Source organism: Crenobacter sp. CS_VA4 (genome assembly GCF_055597485.1).
Window position 1 is genome coordinate 81,284 of record NZ_JBVMAE010000016.1, and the last position, 23,005, is coordinate 104,288.

Sequence of the window (23,005 nt, forward strand, 5' to 3'; positions counted from 1 at the left end):
CCAAACGCTATAGCAGGGCGCGACGGATCAGGCATTTAGTTAATATATTACATATATTGTCCGACAGGCTAGCCACCGCCCGTCGGTTCGGGCGATTTCTTCATTCCGACCGCCCCTCGACCACCACGGCCGGCAAGACCTGTTTACCCGCCGAACCACGACACGCACTCCCTCTGCCGCGTCGATGTGACGCCCGTCACCACCATCGCAAGGCTTTGCCGATTTGGGATAAGGCCTCGCCAAACCAGCTTGTACATTGAGTCATAAGCAAGACGGCAATCGCACAACAACACCAGCCGTACAGTGGTTCAAGCAAAGGAGAACAAGATGGATAGAGCAGGATGGGTGCCGGTGCTCGCATCGGTACAGGCGTTCCTCGACAAGGAACACGGGCTGATCGTCGACGGCCGACCGGTGGCGGCACGGCAGGGCGGACGCATCGAGGTGCGCAACCCGGCCAGCGCCGAGGTGATCGCCAGCGTCGCCGACGCCGATGAGGACGACGTCAATCTGGTAGTGGAAAGCGCTCACCGCGCGTTCACTTCCGGCGTCTGGTCCGGGCTGCGCCCGGCCGACCGCGAGCGCATCCTGCTGAAGCTCGCCGACGTGCTCGAAGCGCACGCCGAGGAGCTCGCGCAGCTCGAAACGCTCAACCAGGGCAAGTCGATCCATATCTCGCGCGCCATCGAGGTCGGCGCCGCGATCGAGTATGTGCGCTACATGGCCGGCTGGGCGACCAAGATCACCGGCGAAACGATGGACGTGTCGATCCCGGTGCCGGCCGGCACCCGCTACACCGCCTTCACCCGCCGCGAGCCGGTGGGCGTGGTGGCCGGCATCGTGCCGTGGAATTTCCCGCTGATGATCGCGATCTGGAAGCTGATCCCGGCGCTGGCCGCCGGCTGCACCATCGTGTTGAAACCCTCCACCGAAACCCCGCTGACGGCGCTCAGGTTGGCCGAACTGGCGCTCGAAGCCGGCATCCCGCCCGGCGTGGTCAACGTCGTCACCGGCCGCGGCAGCCGTGCAGGCCAGGCATTGGCCAGCCACAAGCTGGTCAGCAAGATCTCGTTCACCGGCTCGACCGAGATCGGCAAGACCGTCGGCCACGCCGCCGTCGACAATATGACCCGCTTCTCGCTGGAGCTGGGCGGCAAGAACCCGATGGTGATGCTCGGCGATGTCGACGTCGACACCGCGATCCAGGGCGCGCTGATGGGCGGCTTCCTCAACCAGGGCCAGGTGTGCGCCGCCGCGTCGCGCCTCTACATCCACCGCAGCAAGTTCGACCAGATCGTCGAGGGCATCGCCGCGGCGGCCAACGGCATGAGCATCGGCGCCGGCATGGACCCGACCGCGCAGATCAACCCTCTGGTGTCGGCGCGCCAGCAGCAGTCGGTGTGCCGCTACATCGAGATCGGCCGCGCCGAAGGCGCCCGCGTGCTCGCAGGCGGCGGCGCGGCCGACCTGCCGGGCTACTTCGTGAAGCCGACCGTGCTGGTCGACGTCGATCACAGCAAGACCGTGGTGCGCGAGGAGATCTTCGGGCCGGTGCTGGTCGCGATGCCGTTCGACACGCTCGACGAGGCGATCCGTCTCGCCAACGACTCGCCGTTTGGTCTCGCCGCCAGCGTCTGGACCAACGACCTGACCGCGGTGATGGACGCGGTGCCGAGAATCCAGGCCGGCACCGTCTGGGTGAACAGCCATATCCCGCTCGACCCGAACCTGCCGTTCGGCGGCCACAAGCAGTCCGGCATCGGCCGCGAATTCGGCCGTGCCGCCGTCGAGAGCTTCACCGAACTCAAGTCCGTGTGCATCGCGCACTGACCCGTCGTACCGAGGAGAAACACGATGTCTTACCAAGAGTCCCGCTTCTGGCACCCGATGCTGCACCCGAATGAGATGAAGCAGCGCGAACCGATCCGCATCGTGCGCGGCGACGGCTGCCATGTGTTCGACGACAGGGGCCGCCGCTTAGTCGACGGCGTCGCCGGCCTGTGGAACGTCAACGTCGGCCATAACCGCGCCGAGGTGAAGCAGGCGATCGTCGACCAGCTCGACGAGCTCGAATACTTCCAGCTGTTCGATGGCATCAGCCACCCGCGCGCCGAGGAGCTGTCGGCGGTGCTAATCGATATGCTCGCGCCCGAGGGCATGGCGCGTGTCGCGTTCAGTTCCGGCGGTTCGGACGCGATCGAGACCGCACTGAAGCTCGCGCGCCAATACTGGCGCGTCTGTGGCCAGCCGGACCGCACCAAGTTCATCTCGCTGAAGCAGGGCTACCACGGCACGCACTTCGGCGGCGCTTCGGTCAACGGCAACACGGTGTTCCGCCGCAACTACGAGCCGCTGCTGCCGGGCTGCTTCCACGTCGAGACGCCGTGGACCTACCGCAACCCGTTCACCGAAGACCCGGAAGAGCTGGCGCGCATCTGCGCCGAGATGCTCGAGCGCGAGATCCTGTTTCAGAGCCCGGACACCGTCGCCGCCTTCATCGCCGAGCCGATCCAGGGCGCCGGCGGGGTGATCGTGCCGCCGGCCAACTACTGGCCGCTGATCCGCGCGGTCTGCGACAAGTACGGCGTGCTGTTGATCGCCGACGAGATCGTCACCGGCTTCGGCCGCTCGGGGTCGATGTTCGGCAGCCGGCTGTGGGGCGTGAAGCCCGACATCATGTGCCTCGCGAAGGGCATCTCGTCCGGCTACGTGCCGCTCGGGGCGACCGTCGTGAACGATCGGATCGCCGACGCATTCGCGCAGAACCAGGACTTCTGCGGCGCGATCATGCACGGCTACACCTACTCGGGCCACCCGGTCGCGTGCGCGGCGGCGATCGCCAACCTCAAGATCGTCCGCGACGAGAACCTGCCGGCCAACGCCGCGACCCAGGGCGAATACCTGCTTGGCAAGCTCAAGCCGTTCGCCGAGCGTTTCGCCGCCGTCGGCGAGGTGCGCGGCCGCGGCCTGATGATCGCGCTCGACCTGGTGAAGGACAAGGCCACGCGCGAACCGGTCGATCCGATGGACGGCTATGCCAACCGGGTCGCCGAGATCGCCCGCGAGAACGGCGTGCTGGTCCGCCCGGTCGGCACCAAGATCATCCTGTCGCCGCCGCTGGTGATCGAGCAGGCGCACGCCGACGCGATCGTCACGGCGCTCGAGGCCGGCCTCAGCGAGGCGTAAACCCACGGTCGCCCGCGACGGTGCCGTTCCGTCGCGGGTTTTCGATGGCCAGCCCGAAGGAGTACGTCATGGCCACGCTCTCAACCGGCACGAACGAGCTGTTCGCGCGCCGCTGCATCGATGCGCTGACCGGGCTCGTCGCCGTCTCGTCCTGCGCCTTTTACCGGGTGGACGACGCGCTGCGCCCGCACGACTACGTGCTGCATCGCGTGGCCGGACGCACCCACGACACCTACCTGGCCCACTTCCAGCACCTGGACCCCTTGCTGCCGTCGCGCGTCGCCGCCGGCCGCCAGAGCATCGTGACGATGGACGAGGCCCTGCCCGGTGCGCTGCGGCGGCAGTCCGGCTACGCCAGCTTCATGTCGCATCACGACATGGTCGACGTCACCGAGCTGTTCATACGCAGCAAGGGCCGGGTGGTCGCCGGGCTGTCGCTGATCCGCGGCGCCCATCTCGGCCGGTTCAGCCGCGACGACGTGGCCAGGCTGGATCACCTGCACGGCCTGATCGAGCTGGCCGCCCATTCCGCACTGGATGCCGAGCCGCCCGCGCATGCACTGACGCCGCGCGAGCAGCAGATCGCCGACCTGATCCGCGACGGCAGCAGCAACAAGCTGATCGCCCGGCAACTGGGCCTCGAGCTCTCTACCGTGAAGACCCATCTTCAACGGCTGTTCCGCAAACTGGGGGTAAGCAACCGCACCGAACTCGTAGCCACGCTGTTCCTTGACTGAAAGACCGCGCAGGCCAACCCTGTGCAAGCGACAACAAAAATAGCGGGCCCAAGCCCCACAAAACCAAAGACGTCCAGAGGAGAAACCAGATGTCGATTTCAGAGAAACTCGCCCAGCACCTTGACCGCGGGGTGGTGGGATTTCCCGTGGCGCTTGCCAGTTCGGTGGGCGTGGTGATGGCAAGCCCGGTCATCCTGACCGTCACCAGCGGCTTCGGCATGGCCGGCGGCACCTTCGCGCTCGCCATGCTGATCGCCTTCATCATGATGCAGGCGCAGGCCACCACCTTCTCAGAGGCGGCGTCGATGCTGCCGACCTCGGGCGCCGTGTACGACTACATCTCGTGCGGCATGGGCCGCTTCTTCGCCATCACCGGCACCATTGCCGCCTACCTGTTGGTGCACGTATTCGCCGGCACCGCCGAAACCATCCTGTCCGGCATCATGGCGCTGGTGAACTTCGATACGCTCAACGCCGCGATGGAACACAGCGGCACCTCGTGGATGGTCGGGGTGGCGATGGTGATCTTCTTCGGTCTGCTCAACGCCATCGGCATCACGGTGTTCGGCAAGGCCGAGATCATCCTGACCTTCGGCATGTGGGCCACCCTGACGATCTTCGGCGTGATCGGCCTGATCAAGGCGCCGGCGGTGCAGCTGACCGGTTGGTTCGGTGACCCGGTGTCGCTGGCGGACCCGACCGCGGTGCTCAGCCTGATCGGCATGGCGATGTTCATGTTCGTCGGCTTCGAATTGGTGACGCCGCTCTCGCCCGAGCTGAAAAACGCCGGCCGCAACATTCCGCGCGCGATCAAGCTCGGCCTGACCGGCGTGGCCGTCACCATGTTCATCTACGGCGCCGCGGTGCGCCGCCAGGTGGAGAACGTGCCGATGGACCCGAAAGGCCTGACCCATCTGCTCGACACCCCGTCGGCGATCCCGCACTTCGCGATGCAGGTGATGGGGCCGTTCGGCAAGGCCTGGCTCGGCGTCGGGCTGCTGTTCGCCGGCGCCGCCACCATCAACACGCTGATCGCCGCGCTGCCGCGCATCCTGTACGGCATGGCGCTCGATGGCGCGCTGCCGAAAGCGTTCACCTATCTGCATCCGCGCTTCAAGACGCCGCTGGTCGGCATCCTGGTGGCGGTGGCGATCCCGTGCATCCACGCCTGGATCATCCACGGCGATCTGGACCGCATCATGCCGCTGGTACTGGCCGCCGTCTGTGCCTGGGGGGTCGCCTATCTGCTGGTGACGATCTCGGTGGTACGGCTGCGCTTTACCCGCCCGGACTTCCCGCGCGCGTACAAGTCGCCGTGGTTCCCGCTGCCGCAGATCGTCTCCAGCGTAGGCATCATCATCGCGATCTGGTACATCACCCCGCCCGGCATGAACGAGCGCGACATCTACGTGCCGTTCGGCATCATGCTCGGCCTGACCGCGCTGTATGCGCTGTTCTGGACCGTGTTCGTCCAGAAGGTCAACCCGTTCAAGCCGGTGCCGATCGAGCAGATTCTCGAGGAAGAATTCGGCAAGGCCGGTACGCACGGCTCACTGATCGACGAAGAGATGAATCGTGTTCCGAGCGCTGGCTGATTGGCTGCGGCGCGAGCATCGGCCCAAGGGCTACCGCCCCGGGCTGACGCTGGAGAGGGTGCGGCGCGACCTGGCTCCGCTCGACTGCACCGTGCTCGATCCGACCCATGCCCGCTGCGAGGCGGGCGAGGGCGGCCTGAGCTTCGACGTGTGCGAGCGCGCCGAGTCGATGTTCCTGTCGCATACGGTGCTGTGCGAGTTCGTGTTGCCGCTGCCATCGAGCGGCGTGCTTGGGCGCGCCCGGATCGAGCTTAGGCACACCGGCGCGCTCAGGCGCCAGGGCATCGCCCTCAGCGTCAAGGAAGGCGAGCGGGCCGCGCTGGAACCGTTGCTGCAGCAGATCCAGAACGACGCGGCGCTCAACGCCGCCATCCTGCCGCTCGATTTTCGCCGCTGCGAGCTGAGCCATGATGAAGACGGCTGGCGCGTACTGATCGAGCACTTCGGCGCGAGCGAGGTGGTCAACCGTTTTCCGTCGATGCGGCGCTATATCCGGCTGACCGCCGAACAGCGCCAGGCGCTGCTCGCGAGCCTTGCCGCGTTTCGGCGGCTACTGGGCTGATCCGCCCATGCCGGGGAACCGGCGCACAGGATCATTAAAATAATCTGGAGGAGAAATGAGCAGTCTGAAAACACTCTGCCTGGGTGTGGCGGCAATGTGCCTCGCTATGGCGCACGCGGCTCACGCGGACACAAAAAAGCCCAATGTGTTGCTGATCGTCGCCGATGATTTGGGCCGTTCGGATCTCGGCGCCTTCGGTAGCGAAATCGATACGCCGAATCTCGATACGCTGATCAAGAGCAGCCGGATGCTAAAGACCATGTACGTGGCGCCGACCTGCTCGCCGACGCGTTCGATGCTGCTGTCCGGCACCGACAACCACCTGGCCGGCGTCGGCAATATGGCCGAGATGATCACGCCGCACCTGACGCCGGAAGAGTTGGACCATCCCGGTTACGAGGGCCGTCTGAACGACCGGGTCGCGCCACTATCCGAGCTGATGAAGGAGGCCGGCTACCATACCTATATGGCCGGCAAGTGGCACCTGGGCGGCGGCGAAGGCCAGCGCCCGGACCAGCGCGGTTTCGAGCAGTCGTACGCGTTGATGGGCGGCGGGGCTTCGCACTTCAAGCAAAGCGCGCCGATGCAGATCTCGTCGGACGCGCCGCCGACGACCTACCGCGATAACGGCGTGAAGGTCGACCTGCCGGACAACTTCTATTCATCGCAGTTTTATACCGACAAGCTGATTGCCTACATCGACGCCAACCGCAAGGACAGCAAGCCGTTCTTCGCCTATGCCGCCTATACCGCAGCCCACCTGCCGCTGCAGGCACCCGATGCATACCTGAAGAAATACCGCGGCAAATACGACGTCGGCTACGACGTGATCGCGCAGCGCCGGGTGCAGAAGATGAAGGAGCTGGGGGTGGTGAGCCCGGACAGCCAGGTGGTGCCGATGCCGGCCGGCGTCAAACCGTGGAAGGCGCTGAGCCCGGAAGAAAAGGCGCGCTCGGCCCGCACCATGGAGGCGTACGCGGCGATGGTCGATGCGTTTGACCATAACGTCGGCCGGCTGATCGACTACCTGAAGGCGAGCGGTCAGTACGACAACACGCTGATCGTGTTCCTGTCCGATAACGGCCCGGAAGGCAACGAGTGGGACAAGGACGTCGAAAACGACACCTGGATCCCGGCGCACTTCGACCTGAGCCTCGCCAATATCGGCCGCCCGAACTCGTTCGCGTTCGAAGGGCCGGCCTGGGGACAGGTGAGTGCGCAGCCGTTCCGCATGTACAAGGCGTATACCAACGAAGGCGGCGTGCGCTCGCCGGCGTTCATCCGCTATCCGGGCCTGGTCAAGCCGGGCAAGAGCGACCCGGTGGTCACTGCGATGGACATCATGCCGACCATTCTCGAGGCGGCCGGGATCAAGCATCCGGGCATCGAATACCACGGCAAGACGGTGCAGCCGATGAAGGGCATGTCGATGCTGCCGTATCTCACGGGCAAGGCCGGCACGGTGCACAACCCCGACTACACGGTCGGCATCGAGCTGATGGGGCGCAACGCGATCCGCAAGGGCGACTGGAAGGTCGTCTACTCGTACCAGCACGGCAAGGGCGCCTGGGCGCTCTACAATCTGGCGCACGATCAGGGCGAACTGCACGACCTGTCCAAGCAGAATCCGCAGAAGCTCAACGAACTGTTGATCGAATGGGCGCAGTACGTGCAGCAGAACAACGTGATCGTCACCGGCCGCGACACCACCTATCCACGCCGCGACTACTAAATCGAGCCTCCCCGTCTACGGGCGGGGATCTTTATTGAGGCATCAAGAAGGTTGGGCGCTCTATGTCGTCTTTCAGTAATTCAGGACTAGCCTGGCTGCTTGTGCTCGCGGCGGTGCTGGCCGCCGGATCGGCCGCGGCTGCGAGCCCGTATCCGCCGCTCGGCTCGCTCAAGGCGTGCCAGGCTTATTCGGGGCTGCCCGCCGGTGGCGCCAAGACCGACCAGCTATGGGTGCCGGGCGGATCGTTCATCATGGGTTCCGACACCGACTACCCGGAGGAGGGTAAGGCGCACAAGGTGACCGTGAGCGGCTTCTGGATCGACCGCCATGACGTCACCAATGCGCAGTTTCGCCAGTTCGTCGAGGCGACCGGCTACAAGACCCTGGCCGAGCGAGGGCTCGATCCGAAGCGCTATCCGGGGCTGCCGGCCGAGATGTACCGGCCGGGTTCCACGGTGTTCGTGCCGCCGAAGAAGCTGATGATCGAGAACATGCAGTGGTGGCAGTTTATCTCCGGCGCGGACTGGCAGCACCCGACCGGGCCGGGCAGCTCGATCAAGGGCCTTGATAACCATCCGGTGGTGCACATCGCTTTTGAGGACGCGTTCGCCTACGCCCAGTGGCAGGGCCGCGCGCTGCCGACCGAGGCCGAGTTCGAGTACGCCGCCAAGGGCGGCAGCACCACGACCTTCCCGTGGGGCAAGACGCTGACGCTCAATGGCAAGGCGATGGCTAACACTTGGCAAGGTGCGTTCCCATTCAAGAACGACCGGACCGACGGGTTTGTCGCGACCACGCCGGTCGGTTGCTACCCGGCCAATGGCTTCGGCCTGTACGACATGGTCGGCAATGTGTGGGAATGGGTGACCGACCGCTGGAGCGCGCATCATCCGGAGGAGGAACAGCTCAACCCACAGGTGGACCTCGAGGATGCGCTGGTGAAGGCGTCGCGCACGCCGCCGCTCGGCGTGATCAAGGGCGGCTCCTTCCTGTGTTCGCCGGTCTACTGCAAGCGCTACCGGCCGAGCGCACGCCACGCGCAAGACCCGACGATGGGCACCAATCACATCGGCTTTCGTACCGTGCTGCGCACTGCAGGGCCGAAATGATGGCTCTGCTTGCGCCGTCCATTCAGATATTCTTGGGGTCCCGCTTGTGGACCTGACAAGGCGACAGGGCGGCCATTGGCCGCCCTGTTTGCAAGTCCCTGCCTCTCAACCCTGTCTTACTTGTGGAGCCGGCAACTCCTCCAGTTGGGATAGCAGGTCCAGCAGCACGGACAGCTTCTCATTGCCCATGTAGGCTTCTATCTGTTCGTAGCAGAGCACGGCTTCCGGGGAAATTTGCTGCGTCAGCTCACGTCCGTGTGTCGATAGGGAAATAATCAGCCGCCGACTGTCGACACTGTCTCGCTCGCGCTTGATCAAACCGGCCTTTTCCATCCGTACCAGAATGCCGGTCAGGCTAGGCGACAGAATGCAGGCCCGGTCGGCAATCACGCCCGCTTCCAGCTCGCCGTGATCGTCCAACAGACGCAGGATGCGCCACTGCTGCTCGGTCACGCCGTAATTGTTGAGGATGGGCCGAAAATAGGCCATGACCGATTCGCGTGCCCGCAACAGGTGCTGTGGGAGGCGATGATTACGTTTCTGGGAAGCAGTTTCCATATCTTGATAAATGCCAATTCACAATTTACTTAATAAGTTAACATCTCGCTGAGTCAATGTGCAATGCGCGACCGCAGGTTTGCCGATGATTGAATCTACAGTTGAATTCACTGGCTGAGCCTTTCCATTTTGAGCAAGTACCTGATTTTTCAACTTGTGCGAAAAATTTTGGCGAACTCTGCAAACCTACACAAGATTCAGTTCAAACCGCCCGGCAGTCGTGCTTTGAAATTAACTAAGTCGTTAATTAACTTGAATCATGACCAAGCGCGTTGCCACGCCCCGTCTGCCGGGACGACCCGTCGCCGCCCAGGCGCACCCGGACCTGCGCGAGCAGCTGCTCGACGCGGCCACCATGCTGTTTGCCGAGCAGGGCATCGCCGCGACCACGATGGGGCAGATCGCCGCACAGGCCGGGGTAACGCCGGCGATGGTGCACTACTACTTCACCAACCGCGACCAGTTGCTCGACGCGGTGGTGGCCGAGCGGCTGATGCGCATCGTCGCCTACGTCTGGGGTCCGGTCGGGCGGGATGAGGCCGATGCGCTGACGCTGGTGACCGGCCTAGTCGAACGGCTGATCGACAGCGCCGAGCGGCTGCCGTGGCTGCCGCCGTTGTGGGTGCGCGAGGTGCTGAACGAGGGCGGGCTATTGCGCGAACGAATGCTGCAGCGGCTGCCGTTCGAGAAGCTGCAGTGGTTGGCCGAACGGGTGGCGGCCGGGCAGCGCGCCGGTACGGTCAACCCGGCGCTCGAGCCGCGGCTGGTGTTTCTGTCGGTGCTGGGGCTGACCCTGCTGCCGCTCGCCACCGCGCGAACCTGGCGGCGGCTGCCGGCGCTGGCCGGGCTGGAGCGTGACGCGCTGCAGCGTCACGTGGTCGCGCTGCTGACGTCGGGTCTGGCCGGCGTGCCGCCCGCCGATTGATTCCGTTGGAGACTGCCGATGCGCCGTTTTCCTCGTTCTCATTTCACCCTGCTTCCCGGCCTGCTGGTTGGCGTGCTGCTGGCCGGCTGCGGCGAGCCGGCGCAGACGACCTTCCAGGGCTATGTCGAGGGCGAGTTCGTCTACGTCGCCTCGTCGCAGCCGGGACGGCTCGACAGCTTGGCGGTGCGGCGCGGCCAGCAGGTGTCGGCCAAGTTGCCGCTGTTCGCGCTGGAGTCGGCTGATGAGACCGCGGCCCGCCAGCAGGCGCAGCGTCAGCTCGACGTGGCCGAGGCGCAACTCAAAGACCTGCAGACCGGCAAGCGTCCGCCCGAGCTCGACGTGATCCGCGCCCAGCTCGTCCAGGCGCAGGCCCAGGCGAACAAGGCCGCGCTGCAGCTGACGCGCGACCGCGAGCAGTACCGCGCCGGCGGCATTGCCAAGTCCCAGCTCGACGATAGCCAGGCCAGCGCCGACAGCAATGCCGCGCGGGTGCGCGAGCTGCAGAGCCAGCTGGCAGTCGGCCGCCTGCCGGGGCGCGACGAGCAGCTGCGCGCCCAGACCGCCCAGGTGGCCGCCGCGCGCGCCGCGCTGGCGCAGGCCGACTGGAAGCTCGGCCAGAAGTCGGTGACGGCGACCCGCGCCGGCCGGGTGTTCGACACGCTGTACCGGGTCGGCGAGTGGGTGCCGGCCGGCAGCCCGGTGGTGCGGCTGCTGCCGCCGGAGAACATCAAGCTGCGCTTCTTCGTGCCCGAGCCGGTGTTCGGCCGGCTGGCGGTCGGCCAGGCGGTGTCGGTGCGCTGCGACGGCTGCCGGGCGGTGCTGCCGGCGACGATCAGCTACATCGCGACCGAGGCCGAGTACACCCCGCCGGTGATCTACAGTAACGAGAGCCGCGCCAAGCTCGTCTACCTGATCGAGGCGCATCCGACGCTGGCCGATGCGCCCAAGCTGCACCCCGGCCAGCCGGTGGAGGTGACGCTGCGATGAACGATTCGGCCGACCTTCAGTACATGATCGACGTGCGCGGCCTCAACAAGCACTTCGGCGACAAACACGTGGTGCGCGACCTGAGCCTGCAGGTGCAGCGCGGCGAGATCTTCGGCTTCCTCGGCCCGAACGGCAGCGGCAAGACCACCTCGATCCGGATGCTGTGCGGCCTGCTCACGCCCGACTCGGGCAGCGGCACCTGCCTCGGCTACGACATCCTGAAACAGAGCGACCAGATCAAGCGCCACGTTGGCTACATGACGCAGCGCTTCTCCTACTGGGAAGACCTGACGATCCGCGAGAACCTCGACTTCGTCGCGCGCCTTTATGAAATGCCCGACCGGAAACGGGTGGTCGACGAGGCGCTGGAGGGGCTCGGCCTGGCGTCGCGCGCCAAGCAGCTGACCGGCACCCTGTCCGGAGGCTGGAAGCAGCGGCTGGCGCTGGCCGCCTGCATGCTGCACAAGCCGCGTCTGTTGCTGCTCGACGAACCGACTGCCGGCGTCGACCCGGCCGCGCGGCGCGACTTCTGGGAAGAGCTACACCAGCTGGCCGCGCAGGGCATCAGCGTGCTGGTCAGCACCCACTACATGGACGAGGCCGAGCGCTGCCACAAGCTCGCCTACATCTCCTACGGCTCGCTGTTGGCGCGGGGCAGTGCCGCCGAGGTGATCGCCCAGCAGGGGCTGACGACCTGGGCGATCCACGGCGAGCAGCTGGTCGAGCTGTCGCAGCGGCTGCGCGGCCAGCCCGGCGTCGACCTGACCGTGGCGTTCGGCTCCGCGCTGCACGTCAGCGGCCGCGACGGCGTGGCGCTCGAGCGCACGCTGAAGGCCGCGACCGCCGGCCAGGGATGGCGGCTCGAGCCCGAAGAGACCAGCCTGGAGCATGTGTTCATCTACCTGATGAGCCGCTCGACCGACAATTTCGGCGCCGATCCGGCCGGGGGGCGGCGATGAACAACTTCGGCTTCTCGGTCGCGCGCTGGTGGAGCATCGTGCTCAAGGAGTTCCTGCAGCTCAAGCGCGACCGCATCACCTTCGCGATGATCATCGTGATCCCGCTGGTGCAGCTGACCTTGTTCGGCTTTGCGATCAACACCGACCCCAAGCACATGCCGACCGCCGTCATCGCCGCCGACCAGAGCGAGTTCACCCGCAGCTTCGTCGCGGCGCTGCGCAATTCCGACTACTTCACCATCGTCGGCACGCTGCCCAACGAGGAGGCGGGCAGGGCGGCGCTGGCGCAGGGCAAAGTGCAGTTCGTGCTCAACATCCCGCCCGACTTCACCCGCCGGCTGCTGCGCGGCGAACGGCCGGCCTTGCTGGTCGAGGCCGACGCCACCGACCCGACCGCCACCGGCCTCGCGCTGGCGGCGGCGCAGCAGTTCGCGCAGTCGGTCGCCAGCAAGGACCTGACCGGGCCGCTGACGCCGCTCGCCGGCGGCCGGTCGGCCTTCGAGGTGCGGGTGCAGCGGCTCTACAACCCCGAGGGCGTCACCCAGTACAACGTGGTGCCCGGCCTGATGGGGGTGATCCTGACGATGACGATGGTGATGATGACCGGCCTCGCGATGACCCGCGAGCGCGAGCGCGGCACGATGGAGAACCTGCTCGCCGCCCCGGTGCGGCCGCTCGAGGTGATGACCGGCAAGATCATCCCGTATATCGCGATCGGGCTGATTCAGGTCTCCATCATCCTGACGGCGGCGCGCTTCGTGTTCCACGTGCCGTTCGCCGGCAGCCTGGTGGCGATCTATCTCGCGGCGCTGCTGTTTATCGCCGCCACGCTGACGGTGGGCATCACCTTGTCGTCGCTGGCGCAGAACCAGCTGCAGGGGGTGCAGCTGACGTTTTTCTACTTCCTGCCCAATATCCTGCTGTCGGGCTTCATGTTCCCGTTTCAGGGCATGCCGCACTGGGCGCAGTTTCTCGGCAGCCTGCTGCCGCTCACCTATTTCAACCGCCTGATCCGCGGCATCCTGCTCAAGGGCAACGGCTGGGCCGATCTGTGGCCGAGCGTCTGGCCCTTGATGCTGTTTACCGTGGTGGTGATGACGGTTGCGGTGAAGTTCTACCGCCGTACTTTGGATTGAGGGGATTGAGGAGGACGCGATGCGCTCGCCAGTAGGGGGTCCCGCCTTTCGCCGCCGCGTCGTGCCTGTCGTGCTCGCCGTCGTGCTCGCCGGCTGCGCGGTCGGCCCCGACTTCACGCCGCCGGCCGGCCCGGACACGAAGGCCTATCTGCCGGGTGGCCAGCCCAGTGAGACCGTCGCCGCCAGTGGCCCGGGCGGCGCGGCGCAGCGCTTCGATGCTACGGCCGACGTGCCGGCAGAATGGTGGACGCTGTTCCGCTCACCGGCGCTCGACCGCTTGGTGCGCACCGCGCTGGCCGACAGTCCGACGTTGGCCGAAGCGCGCGCCAAGCTCACCCAGGCTCAGCAGGACTACCGCGCGCAGGCCGGCGCGACGCAGTACCCGGCGGTCGACGCCAAGCTCGGCGCCACCCGCCAGCAGGTCGATACCGCCGTGTTCGGCATCACTAACGTCCCCAACCCCGGGCCGTTCAACCTCTACAACGCCAGTGTCAACGTCTCGTACATGCTCGACCTGTTCGGCGCCAACCGCCGCGCGCTCGAAGGGCTGCTCGCCCAGGTCGACTACCAGCGCTACGAACTGGAGGCCGCCCGGCTGAGCCTTTCGGCCAACATCGTGTCCGCCGCGATCCGCCAGGCCGCGCTGCGCGAACGGATCGCCATCACCCAGGCGCTGTACACCGCGCAGCAGCAACAGCTCGACATCATGGCCGCCCGCTACCGCGCCGGCGGCATCGCCCGGCTCGATCTGCAGAACCAGCAGAGCCTGCTCGCGCAGACCGCCGCCGTGCTGCCGCCGCTGCAGAAGCAGCTGGCGCTGCTCGATCACCAGCTGGCGGCCTACCTCGGCCAGCCGCCGGCCGACGCCGACATTCCCGAACTCGACCTCGCCAGCCTGCAGCTGCCGGCCGAGCTGCCGCTATCGCTGCCGTCGAGTTTGGCGCGCCAGCGCCCCGACATCCGCGCCGCCGAAGCATTGTGGCATCAGGCCAGCACCGGCGTCGGCGTCGCCACCGCCAAGCTCTACCCGCAGCTCACGCTGAGCGGCAGCTTCGGCTCGGAGCGCACCCGCATCGGCGACGTCGCCAACGGCCTCAACGTCTGGAACCTGGGGTTCAACCTGCTGCAGCCGGTGTTCCACGGCGGCGAGCTGCAGGCCAAACGTCGCTCGGCGCAGGCCGCCTACGACGCCGCGGCCGCCGGCTACCGGCAGGCGGTGCTGCAGGGCCTGCAGCAGGTCGCTGACGCGCTCGGCGCGCTCGACCATGACGCGCGTACGCTGCAGGCACGTGCGAGCGCCGCCGACCAAGCCGACGCCAGCTACCGGATCAGCCGGCAGCAGTACCAAGCCGGCGGCATCAGCCAGCTGGCGCTGCTCGACGCGCAACGGCAGCAATTGCAAACCCGGCTCGACCGCGTAGAGGCGCAGGCGGATCGCTACGCCGATAGTGCGGCGTTGCTGCAGTCACTCGGTGGTGGGTGGTGGGGACAGCAGTCTCCGCCGTAGCCGATGGCAGGGGGTAATAGCGCTCGTCGTTGCGCCGGCATGGGGAGTTCGGGGAGAAAATGGCCAAACGGGAGCATAAATAGCTCGTCGGTGACCCATTCTGGGTGAATGTCGCCATTCGGCTACAGACAGAAGTCGAACGCTTGTGGTGTTCTGGCGGCGTGGCATCGATGCGTTGTCGCCTTGCGGTGACAAAATCGGTCGATATCTAGTGGCTTTCGTCGTGCGCTACGATGCCGTTTTTGATTTTTCTGTTTAAGCGATTGAATTTACTTAGAAAAACAGAGCTGGCATGGAGGCTGCTAATAGCCTGTCGTGGGAATTTTCCCCCTCTGATCACGACAGGATAAAAGTCATGAAAAAACTCCTCATTGCCCTCCTGACCCTCGCGCCGATCACCGCCGTCTATGCCGCCCCGCAAGCCTCCGCGCCGTCGTCCGAACCGCCTCCGCAGCACGCCCAAAGCGCCAAGAAAAAGCCCAAACACACCGCCGCGTCCGAGTCGACACCGCAACAAGCGCAGGCCGCCAAGAAGACCGCCGCCTCGAGTTCGGCCGATGAGGGCGCCGCGCCGAAGCAGGGCAGCTAGGAGCCGCTGACTAACCCATCCCGGCGTTGAGAAACACCGCACGCTGTTGATGGAGGTCAATAGAAGACAAACCCCGTGCTCTTACACGGGGTTATCGCTTCTGCACGCTGGCCGACCAGGGCTCAGCCATATTTCTTGACGGCCGCCTCGATCGTGCTGCCCGCCTTGATCAAGTCGTCGAGCACCATCACCGGATGAAACTCGATGGTTGTATGCAGCGCCAGGAACCACGGTTCGGCAATCGCGGGCATCTCAGACGCATCGTTCATCTCGAGGAACAGATACGCGGTCCGTTGGCCGTTGTCGTCGGTGAAATAGGCGGCTTCGGGCTTCAAGTCGGCCAGGATGGACTGGATGGTCGAGCCGAGCTTTCCCATCTTCGCCGCCGCGTTCCCGGCACCGACCGGGATGTTTACCTTGACTAGAAATCGCATAGATCACCTCCGGAAAAACAGTGGATGGTTGTGGATCCAGCTGTCTCGGGTGTCATCCAGGCCGATGAGCAGCAGTGTGTGTCGCTCGTCAGCACAGCCGGCACCTGGGCAGTACGTCGCAGTGTTCTATAGCTAATTGAGGCATGGTCGACAAGCTCGGGCAGAGCGGAGCCCTGTGCACATGTCCTCGCTCGCGCCGTGCACGGCATCACCGAACACATCGAAACCTTCCTCGATCGCCGACAAGGCCGGGAGCGCCACGCCGAGCCCCGGTCACCATGCCGGCAATGAGCAAAGGACAGAACCATGCGTAACATCCTAAGCATTCACCGTGCCGGTGAGTCCCACTGGGTGGGGGATGGCTTTCCGGTGCAGACCGTTTTCTCCTACAACGACGAGCGCTTGGTCGAAGCCCTCAGTCCCTTTCTATTGCTGGATCACGCCGGGCCGGCGAGCTTCACGCCGACGGGTAAGCCCCGAGGCGTGGGGCAGCATCCGCACCGCGGCTTTGAGACCGTCACCATCGTCTATCAAGGCGAGGTCGCCCACCGCGATTCCACCGGCAGCGGCGGCGTGATCGGGCCGGGTGATGTTCAGTGGATGACCGCCGCGTCCGGGATCGTGCACGAGGAGTTCCACTCGTCCAATTTCACCCTCCACGGCGGCGTGCTCCACATGGCCCAGTTGTGGGTCAATCTGCCGGCGCACGACAAGTTGGCGTCACCGCGCTATCAGACGGTGCTCAGCGACACCATTCCCGTCGTTGCGCTGCCCGAGGACGGCGGCACCTTGCGTGTGATCGCCGGCGACTACACGGGGCACCATGGCCCCGCGCAGACGTTCACACCGATCAACGTCTGGGATCTGCGGCTGCACCCCGGACACCGTGTGGCACTGGATCTACCCGAAGGGCACACGTCGGCGCTGGTCGTGTTGCAAGGCCGGGTACGAGTCAATGGGGCTGAGCAGGCGAGCGCGACCGAACTGGTGATGTTCGAACGCAAGGGCGGAGGCATCGCGCTCGAAGCGGACTCGGACGCGATTTGCCTGCTGCTCACCGGCGAGCCGATCCCGGAGCCCATCGTCGGCTACGGTCCCTTTGTGATGAATTCGAACGAGGAGATCCGAAAGGCCTTCGTGGATTATCAAAACGGGCGGTTCGGGACCACGGGCGCGTAAGGGGTGCCTGGCCGTCTGGCTGTTGCCAGGTCTGGTCTGCCGCAGCGGCAAGCCGAATCAACCTGCTGAAGCTGACTGGGCATGCCGGTGAGGAAGGCGCGCCTGATCGTTGCCGGGACGGAGACCTTGTCCCGGGTGATACCACAAAGCCGATTTGGCCTGGCTTTGAAGGAAAAGGGTCACACAGCCTATGGTAAAGTCTTTGCCTTGTATGACAATCAGACGCACCGATCAAAACGACAGGAATCGTCACCATGCTGGACCATGTGCTAAGGGATTCCTTGGCAAGGGAAGCACACTCACGCCCTTTTCTTCGTCTGGAAGGCCCCGCCAGACTGTCCCATCTGGCCATCTACGACGAGGAGTCGGGTGATATTCACCAGAGCCTGATTGGCGAGTTGTGTTCCGCACTCGGCATTGCTCCGCCCCCTCATTCGGCCAGCCACTTTACCCACCAGCACGACGGGTTTCACCTGAAGTGGGAACGCCACACCGAGTTCTCCACATTCACCTTCGTCCTGGAGAGGGCTCAGGGAGAGCCGTTTTCCGAGACGCCGATCAGCCGGATTCCGTCCGCCTGGATGTTGAATCTGAAGGGCAAGCGGCTCGTGGCCTTACACGCGGAGGTCATGCGTGGCGAGTCGGCCGTAAAGGCTTCGGGCTCACTCAAGCAGTGGTTCACCGGGCCGGTCCTGGTCGGCAGCCGGGTGTTGGCCGGTGGTGAAGTCTGGTGCGACTGGCATATTTATCCGGACGGCTTTTCACGCTTTGTGGTTCTGGATCTCGACTTTCGGGAAGCCCAGGTGGGCCGGCTGTTGCAGCGGCTCTATGAGATCGAAACCTATCGGATGATGGCGTTGCTGGCGCTGCCGATCGCCCGCGAGATGGCCGGCACGCTGGACAGGCTGGAGACAGAGCTGTCGGTGATCATGGAGAGGATGGATGCCAACGCGGATGGCAGCGAAGATCCGACATTGTTGCAGTTGCTGACAAACCTTGCGGTCCGGGTGCAGGCCTTGAGTATCCACAGCAACCGCTTTAGCGCCTCGCGTGCCTACGATCGCCTACTGTCCGCCCGCGTCATCGAACTGCGTGAAGAGCGGATTGAAGGGGTGCCGACCATCGGAGAGTTCATGGAACGGCGCCAGTCACCCGCGATGGATACCTGCCGTTCTGTTCAGGCGCGCCAGGAGCACCTGGCAACGCTGGTGGCTCGGGCCGTCGACCTGTTGCGTACCCGGGTCAATCTGGCGCAGGAGCGGCAGACCAATGCATTGCTGCAAGGGATGAATCGCACCGCGCAGACCCAGTTGCAGATGCAACATGCGGTGGAAGGGCTCTCTGTCGCGGCGATTTCCTACTACGTGCTCAGCCTGTTGGGGGTGGGGCTGAAAGCCCTGAAGGGCATGGGTTTGCCGCTGGAGCCGGAGGTGGGAGAGGGACTGCTGATCGTCCCTGTCGTACTCGGCATCTTTTTTGGTGTCCGGCGCCTGCGCAAGGCGTTCACGCTCCATTGACCGTTGCTGACGGGAGTTTGTCCCGATTTTTGAGAACGTCTGGTTAGTGCAGGCGCTGCTCCTAATGACTCTTATTGCCTCACTCTCATCCTGGCAATCAGCACTAGCAGCGTAGCACCTGCAAAGACTGCACCGATATGGAAGGTGGCTTGGGAACCATGGTATTGCCAGAGCCAGCCAGCAATTACGCTGGCTAGCAGCAGCGCCACACCGCTGACCAAATTGAATAAGCCGAAACCGGTGCCTTTGAGCTCGGCGGGTGAGGTATCGGCGACTAGGGTGGCCAGCAATCCTTGACTGAATCCCATATGTAGACCCCAAAGTGCCACGCCCAGCATCAAGGCTTGGGTGGTCGCCGCCTGAGCTAGAACCAGGTCGGCGCCAATTAACAGCACGAGGCTGAAGCCCAATAAGGCTAAGCGGCTGAGACGATCGGAAAGCCAGCCTGCCGGGTAGGCGGACAGGGTATAGAACAGTGCCATCACCACTAGCACTAGCGGGATCCACAACGTCGGTAGTCCCAACTCCTGGGCTCGTAATACGAGAAAAGCCTCACTGAACCGAGCCAGCGTAAAAATCGCTCCCAGCAGTACGACGAACCAGTAGGCCGGTGAGAGCCGACGCAGTAATGCCCATTGAATCGGGAAACGTCGAGGACTGGACGTTGCCGGCGCCGATGAGGTTTCCCGAATACCAAACCAGAGCAGAAAAACAGTCAGGACAGCGGGGATCACGGCAAACCACAGCACCTGCTGGATATTGCTGCTGAGCAGGTACATCAGCAGGATAGCCAGCAGCGGGCCAAGGAAGGCCCCGACTGTATCCATCGATTGTCGCAGGCCAAAGCAGGCGCCACGAATGGCGGGAGGTGCGACGTCGGCCACCAGAGCATCGCGTGGCGCGCCCCGAATGCCTTTGCCGATCCGGTCGAGGAAGCGTGCCGTAAAGACAGCGTCGGCCGAATGGGCCAGTGGGAAAATCGGCTTGGTCACCGCGGCGAGGCCGTATCCCAGCAACAGCAATGTCTTGCGGCGCCGGATGAAGTCACTGACGGCGCCGGAGAGCACCTTGACGATCATGGCGGTGGCTTCTGCAATGCCTTCGATCACACCCAACGTCAGCGCACTGACCCCTAGGGTACTCACCATGAAGATGGGCAGCAGACTGTGGATCAGTTCGGAGGACAGATCCATGCAGAGGCTGACGAAACCGAGGATCCAGACCGTACGGGGAATCTTCGCGACGGAAGTAATGGCGGCCAAGCGCAACTCTCCTAATGAAGTGGCACGTTGATGATGTTGATACCGGCCATAGGGGTGGCCAGGCCAATATGTTGCTCGTTAATCGTTACGTCACGGCAACCGCGGCTAACTGATCGCTTATCGCCCGGTAGGCCGCGGCCGGATGGGGGAAACACACTTGTACCTTGAAGCCATTGCCCTCCGGCCCGGCACCCAGCGACACGAGGGCGCCATGTTGCTCGGCGATCTGTTTGACGATGGACAGTCCTAGTCCGCTGCCGGATCCGCTCGGGTTGCTGCCACGATAGAAGCGCTCCAGCACCCGTGAGCGCTCGGCCTCGGCAATGCCAGGGCCGTTGTCGCACACTTCGAGCACGACGCCGCGCGTGTCCAGACGGACCGCGAGATCGATCTTGCCCTTTGGCGCGGTGTAACGGATCGCGTTGTCGACCAGATTGTTGAGCAAGATGCGCAGATTCCCCGGGTCTCCGACGACCACGGCAGGGTCATGCTCGGCGAGTCCCAAGTCGATCTGCTTGGCTTCGGCCAAGCGAATCTGATCCATGATGACGGACTTGCAGAGAGCCGTTAGCTCAACGGGCTGCGGTGCTGGCGACTGCGCTTCGGGTTCCAACCGGGCCAGCGTCAGCAGTTGCTGGGCCAGGTGGCCAAGCCGGACGACACCCTGCTGGAGTTGTGCCAGTGCGCTCTGGCGTTCCTCCTCGTCAGTGGCACGTTGCGCCAGCTGTGCCTGGATGCTGAGCGCCATGATTGGGGTGCGCAGCTCGTGCGCGGCGTCGGCGATGAAATCCCTTTGCATGGTGAAGGCCTGATCCAGACGCTGCAGCAGGTCGTTGAGCGCCGTCACCAGAGGCTTGACCTCCCCTGGCAGGGAAGCCGTGGCGATCGGCTCCATGCTCTTGACGTTGCGCTGCGCCAGTTCCGACGCAATTTGCCGCAGCGGCTTCAGTCCGTAGCCGATGCCGAACCAGAGGAACAGTGCCAGCAGCGGAAGCAACGATAGCACTGGCCAGAACAGATGCACCGCGACACCGGCGAGCGCTTCCCAACGAGCATCCTGGACTTGGGCTACGCGGATGCGCTTATCGCCACGCGGGCTGACGAAGGTGTGCCAAGTCTGGTCTCCCACCCTTACATCGAGAAGCCCGGCCTGTTGCGGCGGCGGCAACGAGAGTGACGGATTGGTCGTGTAACGCAGCCGGCCTTGGTTGTCCCATACCTGCAGCAACACCTCGTCGGCCTTGTCGTCATCGGTATGTTTCTTGTACTTAGCAGAGTCGACCAAGGCAACGTGACCGCCGCCACTGTCCACGCTGACGTTCTCGGCGATGTAGCGCATCTGGTCGTTCAGAAGGTCGCCCAGTACCAGTGACGCGCCCCAGTAGGTACCTATACTAGCCAGTACCCCGGCCAGGAAGGTGGCCGGCAGCAGCCACAACAGCAGACGGCGGCGTAGCGAGTTCATGCGTCCTCCCCAATGTGGTAGCCGACCCCACGCACGGTGCGGATTACCTCGGCCCCCAGCTTTTTGCGAAGGTTGTGGATGTGCACTTCCACCGCATTGCTGCTGACTTCCTCTCCCCATCCGTACAGCCGCTCCTCCAGCTGCTCCCGTGACAACACGGCGCCGGGGGCTCGCATCAACTCTTGCAGCACCGCGAACTCCTTGGCGGACATCGGTACCGGTTCATCGTGCAACCAGACCTGGTGTCGTACCGGATCGAGCCGCAGCGGTCCGCAATGCAGTTCGGTCGGTGCCCGCCCCGTCTGTCTGCGGCTGACCGCCCGAATCCGCGCGATCAGCTCCTCCAGCGCGAACGGCTTTACTAGGTAGTCATCTGCACCGCTGTCGAGGCCAGCCAACCGATCAGGTAGCGCATCGCGCGCGGTGATGATGATCACCGGCAGCGTCTCATCGCGTTGCCGCAGGGTCTTGAGCACCTGCATGCCGTCCCAGCGTGGCAAGCCGAGGTCGAGTAGCAGCAGCGCATAAGGATTGATCTCCAGAGCCAGCGCCGCGGCTTTGCCGTCCTGCACCCAGTCCACCGTGAACCCTTCCTGGCGCAGGCCTTGCTGTAGACCGTTTCCGATCATCGGGTCGTCTTCTACCAGAAGTAGCCGCATTGCTCGTTCCAATTTGCTCGTTACATGTCCAACCGTTGTGGCTGCGCTGACTAGCTCGCCTAGTCAGCAACGCCTTCCTTCTTCTCCGCAAGCGGGGCGCCTCTTTGCTCGTCGACCCGCACTTCGCTGCGATACACCCCATTCAGTAGCGTTACCTTGTGCACGCCCTTCTCGTCATAGAGTGCCAGTTTTGCTGTGACCATACCGCCGATGGCCTCGGTAATCGTCTTGTCGATCTCCTGGGCCAGGCTGAATAGGCTGAGGGACGACAATGCCTGATGTTCCAGTTGCTTAAGTCGAGCGCCATGCCACGCGACTCCTGCACCTACTGCCCCGACTAAAGAGATTGCTACTAGCCCCTGCATGATTTGTTTCCCGAGAAGACGCATGGCCTTTACTCCATTGAGATTGGACCGATCAACCCGGCGTGCAGGCATAGAGGGATGCCTCATGGTAAGAGGGATTCGGGGAGATGCCGCATTGGGCTCTCATGAACCTTTGAAATAGCCCTTGCCGACTAGCTCGCCTAATCATCATCGTCTTCCTTTTTCACCCCAAGAGAGGCGCCACTTTGGGCATCAATCCGTACTTCGCTGCGCTGAGCGCCGTTTAGCAGCGTCACCTTGTAGACCAATTGCCCATCTTTGAGCTTCAGTTTGGCCGCGATAGCCTGACCGCCGGCAGTGGCTGCGGCCTTATCGATCGCCTGGACCAAGCTGAGCTTGGCGGTGGACAGTGCTTGATGCTCTTGCTGCTCATCTCGCGCCTCGCCATACCATGCGATACCGCCGCCCACCATGGCAATGACACTGATCGCCACCAGCCCCAGACCGATTTGTTTCCCACTAAGACGCATAGTCTGTTCCTTACCTTGTGATTTGCACGAGCCACCCGGAGTGGGGGGCAT

General features: G+C 64.3%; 22 protein-coding genes. 15 read left to right on the plus strand and 7 right to left on the minus strand.

All coding sequences use genetic code 11. The features are described 5' to 3' along the window. The first annotated feature begins 327 nt into the window (after positions 1–327). The 7 genes from ACZ2IA_RS15610 (at position 328) to ACZ2IA_RS15640 (ending at position 8,921) form a co-directional block, all read left to right on the plus strand. Positions 328–1,830, plus strand: coding sequence for an aldehyde dehydrogenase family protein (locus ACZ2IA_RS15610; RefSeq protein ID WP_470293512.1), 1,503 nt, complete (start codon positions 328–330; stop codon positions 1,828–1,830). A 24-nt stretch (positions 1,831–1,854) separates the two neighbouring features. After that, complete coding sequence (locus ACZ2IA_RS15615) at positions 1,855–3,186, plus strand: aspartate aminotransferase family protein (RefSeq protein ID WP_470293513.1); 1,332 nt, start codon at positions 1,855–1,857, stop codon at positions 3,184–3,186. A gap of 68 nt (positions 3,187–3,254) precedes the next feature. Then, positions 3,255–3,923: a helix-turn-helix transcriptional regulator gene (locus ACZ2IA_RS15620; protein WP_470293514.1), complete on the plus strand. Its 669-nt coding sequence runs from the start codon at positions 3,255–3,257 to the stop codon at positions 3,921–3,923. Between the two features lie 89 nt (positions 3,924–4,012). After that, positions 4,013–5,518: an APC family permease gene (locus ACZ2IA_RS15625; protein WP_470293515.1), complete on the plus strand. Its 1,506-nt coding sequence runs from the start codon at positions 4,013–4,015 to the stop codon at positions 5,516–5,518. Beyond that, a complete protein-coding gene (locus tag ACZ2IA_RS15630) occupies positions 5,499–6,080 on the plus strand; it encodes a DUF3156 family protein (protein WP_470293516.1) in 582 nt (193 codons plus the stop codon). Before ACZ2IA_RS15625 ends, ACZ2IA_RS15630 begins: the two co-directional genes overlap by 20 nt. 55 nt (positions 6,081–6,135) lie before the next feature. After that, positions 6,136–7,812, plus strand: a complete 1,677-nt coding sequence (locus ACZ2IA_RS15635) for an arylsulfatase (protein WP_470293517.1) — start codon at positions 6,136–6,138, stop codon at positions 7,810–7,812. A gap of 62 nt (positions 7,813–7,874) precedes the next feature. Continuing rightward, positions 7,875–8,921: a formylglycine-generating enzyme family protein gene (locus ACZ2IA_RS15640; protein ID WP_470293518.1), complete on the plus strand. Its 1,047-nt coding sequence runs from the start codon at positions 7,875–7,877 to the stop codon at positions 8,919–8,921. Positions 8,922–9,026: 105 nt separating this feature from the next. Here ACZ2IA_RS15640 and hpaR read toward each other — a convergent pair whose 3' ends face one another. Continuing rightward, entirely contained in the window at positions 9,027–9,479 is a 453-nt protein-coding gene (hpaR, locus tag ACZ2IA_RS15645) for a homoprotocatechuate degradation operon regulator HpaR (RefSeq protein WP_470293519.1), read from the minus strand. Between the two features lie 259 nt (positions 9,480–9,738). Between hpaR and ACZ2IA_RS15650 the strand changes: the two genes are divergently transcribed. From ACZ2IA_RS15650 to ACZ2IA_RS15675, 6 genes are all read left to right on the plus strand, one after another. Then, entirely contained in the window at positions 9,739–10,404 is a 666-nt protein-coding gene (locus ACZ2IA_RS15650; RefSeq protein WP_470293520.1) for a TetR/AcrR family transcriptional regulator, read from the plus strand. An 18-nt stretch (positions 10,405–10,422) separates the two neighbouring features. Next, positions 10,423–11,391 (plus strand): HlyD family secretion protein, encoded by a 969-nt coding sequence (locus tag ACZ2IA_RS15655; protein WP_470293521.1) that lies wholly within the window; start codon positions 10,423–10,425, stop codon positions 11,389–11,391. Beyond that, the gene (locus tag ACZ2IA_RS15660; protein ID WP_470293522.1) at positions 11,388–12,350 is read left to right on the plus strand and encodes an ABC transporter ATP-binding protein; all 963 of its coding nucleotides are present in this window, start codon (positions 11,388–11,390) and stop codon (positions 12,348–12,350) included. Before ACZ2IA_RS15655 ends, ACZ2IA_RS15660 begins: the two co-directional genes overlap by 4 nt. Continuing rightward, a complete protein-coding gene (locus tag ACZ2IA_RS15665; protein WP_470293523.1) occupies positions 12,347–13,486 on the plus strand; it encodes an ABC transporter permease in 1,140 nt (379 codons plus the stop codon). The genes ACZ2IA_RS15660 and ACZ2IA_RS15665 overlap by 4 nt, the downstream gene beginning before the upstream one ends. Positions 13,487–13,505: 19 nt before the next feature. Then, positions 13,506–14,993, plus strand: a complete 1,488-nt coding sequence (locus tag ACZ2IA_RS15670) for an efflux transporter outer membrane subunit (protein WP_470293524.1) — start codon at positions 13,506–13,508, stop codon at positions 14,991–14,993. Between the two features lie 355 nt (positions 14,994–15,348). Further along, the gene (locus tag ACZ2IA_RS15675) at positions 15,349–15,582 is read left to right on the plus strand and encodes a hypothetical protein (RefSeq protein WP_470293525.1); all 234 of its coding nucleotides are present in this window, start codon (positions 15,349–15,351) and stop codon (positions 15,580–15,582) included. A gap of 122 nt (positions 15,583–15,704) precedes the next feature. Here the strand turns inward: ACZ2IA_RS15675 and ACZ2IA_RS15680 are convergent, their stop codons facing one another. Continuing rightward, on the minus strand, positions 15,705–16,016 hold the full coding sequence (locus tag ACZ2IA_RS15680) for a hypothetical protein (protein WP_470293526.1): 312 nt from the start codon (positions 16,014–16,016) through the stop codon (positions 15,705–15,707). Between the two features lie 306 nt (positions 16,017–16,322). Between ACZ2IA_RS15680 and ACZ2IA_RS15685 the strand changes: the two genes are divergently transcribed. Together ACZ2IA_RS15685 and ACZ2IA_RS15690 are read left to right on the plus strand one after the other, a co-directional pair. Then, on the plus strand, positions 16,323–17,195 hold the full coding sequence (locus ACZ2IA_RS15685; protein ID WP_470293527.1) for a pirin family protein: 873 nt from the start codon (positions 16,323–16,325) through the stop codon (positions 17,193–17,195). A 254-nt stretch (positions 17,196–17,449) separates the two neighbouring features. Beyond that, positions 17,450–18,712: a DUF3422 family protein gene (locus tag ACZ2IA_RS15690; RefSeq protein ID WP_470293528.1), complete on the plus strand. Its 1,263-nt coding sequence runs from the start codon at positions 17,450–17,452 to the stop codon at positions 18,710–18,712. 71 nt (positions 18,713–18,783) lie between these two features. On the opposite strand, the gene ACZ2IA_RS15695 is transcribed toward ACZ2IA_RS15690, so the two are convergent. The 5 genes from ACZ2IA_RS15695 to ACZ2IA_RS15715 all read right to left on the minus strand — a co-directional run. Then, positions 18,784–19,974: an MFS transporter gene (locus tag ACZ2IA_RS15695; protein WP_470293529.1), complete on the minus strand. Its 1,191-nt coding sequence runs from the start codon at positions 19,972–19,974 to the stop codon at positions 18,784–18,786. Between the two features lie 85 nt (positions 19,975–20,059). Next, complete coding sequence (locus ACZ2IA_RS15700) at positions 20,060–21,439, minus strand: ATP-binding protein (RefSeq protein WP_470293530.1); 1,380 nt, start codon at positions 21,437–21,439, stop codon at positions 20,060–20,062. Further along, entirely contained in the window at positions 21,436–22,098 is a 663-nt protein-coding gene (locus ACZ2IA_RS15705) for a response regulator (protein ID WP_470293531.1), read from the minus strand. Before ACZ2IA_RS15705 ends, ACZ2IA_RS15700 begins: the two co-directional genes overlap by 4 nt. A gap of 59 nt (positions 22,099–22,157) precedes the next feature. Then, a complete protein-coding gene (locus tag ACZ2IA_RS15710) occupies positions 22,158–22,487 on the minus strand; it encodes a hypothetical protein (RefSeq protein ID WP_470293532.1) in 330 nt (109 codons plus the stop codon). Between the two features lie 137 nt (positions 22,488–22,624). Next, a partial coding sequence (locus tag ACZ2IA_RS15715; RefSeq protein WP_470293533.1) for a PepSY domain-containing protein occupies positions 22,625–23,005 on the minus strand: 381 nt, incomplete at its 5' end.

Excerpts from the sequence above, each read along its gene's own strand:
- hpaR (WP_470293519.1), bottom strand. The coding sequence starts at position 9,479 with ATGGAAACTGCTTCCCAGAAACGTAATCATCGCCTCCCACAGCACCTG.
- ACZ2IA_RS15705 (WP_470293531.1), bottom strand. The coding sequence starts at position 22,098 with ATGCGGCTACTTCTGGTAGAAGACGACCCGATGATCGGAAACGGTCTA.
- ACZ2IA_RS15700 (WP_470293530.1), bottom strand. The coding sequence starts at position 21,439 with ATGAACTCGCTACGCCGCCGTCTGCTGTTGTGGCTGCTGCCGGCCACC.
- ACZ2IA_RS15640 (WP_470293518.1), top strand. The coding sequence starts at position 7,875 with ATGTCGTCTTTCAGTAATTCAGGACTAGCCTGGCTGCTTGTGCTCGCG.
- ACZ2IA_RS15675 (WP_470293525.1), top strand. The coding sequence starts at position 15,349 with ATGAAAAAACTCCTCATTGCCCTCCTGACCCTCGCGCCGATCACCGCC.
- ACZ2IA_RS15670 (WP_470293524.1), top strand. The coding sequence starts at position 13,506 with ATGCGCTCGCCAGTAGGGGGTCCCGCCTTTCGCCGCCGCGTCGTGCCT.
- ACZ2IA_RS15710 (WP_470293532.1), bottom strand. The coding sequence starts at position 22,487 with ATGCGTCTTCTCGGGAAACAAATCATGCAGGGGCTAGTAGCAATCTCT.
- ACZ2IA_RS15680 (WP_470293526.1), bottom strand. The coding sequence starts at position 16,016 with ATGCGATTTCTAGTCAAGGTAAACATCCCGGTCGGTGCCGGGAACGCG.
- ACZ2IA_RS15615 (WP_470293513.1), top strand. The coding sequence starts at position 1,855 with ATGTCTTACCAAGAGTCCCGCTTCTGGCACCCGATGCTGCACCCGAAT.
- ACZ2IA_RS15635 (WP_470293517.1), top strand. The coding sequence starts at position 6,136 with ATGAGCAGTCTGAAAACACTCTGCCTGGGTGTGGCGGCAATGTGCCTC.
- ACZ2IA_RS15665 (WP_470293523.1), top strand. The coding sequence starts at position 12,347 with ATGAACAACTTCGGCTTCTCGGTCGCGCGCTGGTGGAGCATCGTGCTC.
- ACZ2IA_RS15650 (WP_470293520.1), top strand. The coding sequence starts at position 9,739 with ATGACCAAGCGCGTTGCCACGCCCCGTCTGCCGGGACGACCCGTCGCC.
- ACZ2IA_RS15620 (WP_470293514.1), top strand. The coding sequence starts at position 3,255 with ATGGCCACGCTCTCAACCGGCACGAACGAGCTGTTCGCGCGCCGCTGC.
- ACZ2IA_RS15685 (WP_470293527.1), top strand. The coding sequence starts at position 16,323 with ATGCGTAACATCCTAAGCATTCACCGTGCCGGTGAGTCCCACTGGGTG.
- ACZ2IA_RS15655 (WP_470293521.1), top strand. The coding sequence starts at position 10,423 with ATGCGCCGTTTTCCTCGTTCTCATTTCACCCTGCTTCCCGGCCTGCTG.
- ACZ2IA_RS15690 (WP_470293528.1), top strand. The coding sequence starts at position 17,450 with ATGCTGGACCATGTGCTAAGGGATTCCTTGGCAAGGGAAGCACACTCA.
- ACZ2IA_RS15610 (WP_470293512.1), top strand. The coding sequence starts at position 328 with ATGGATAGAGCAGGATGGGTGCCGGTGCTCGCATCGGTACAGGCGTTC.
- ACZ2IA_RS15660 (WP_470293522.1), top strand. The coding sequence starts at position 11,388 with ATGAACGATTCGGCCGACCTTCAGTACATGATCGACGTGCGCGGCCTC.
- ACZ2IA_RS15625 (WP_470293515.1), top strand. The coding sequence starts at position 4,013 with ATGTCGATTTCAGAGAAACTCGCCCAGCACCTTGACCGCGGGGTGGTG.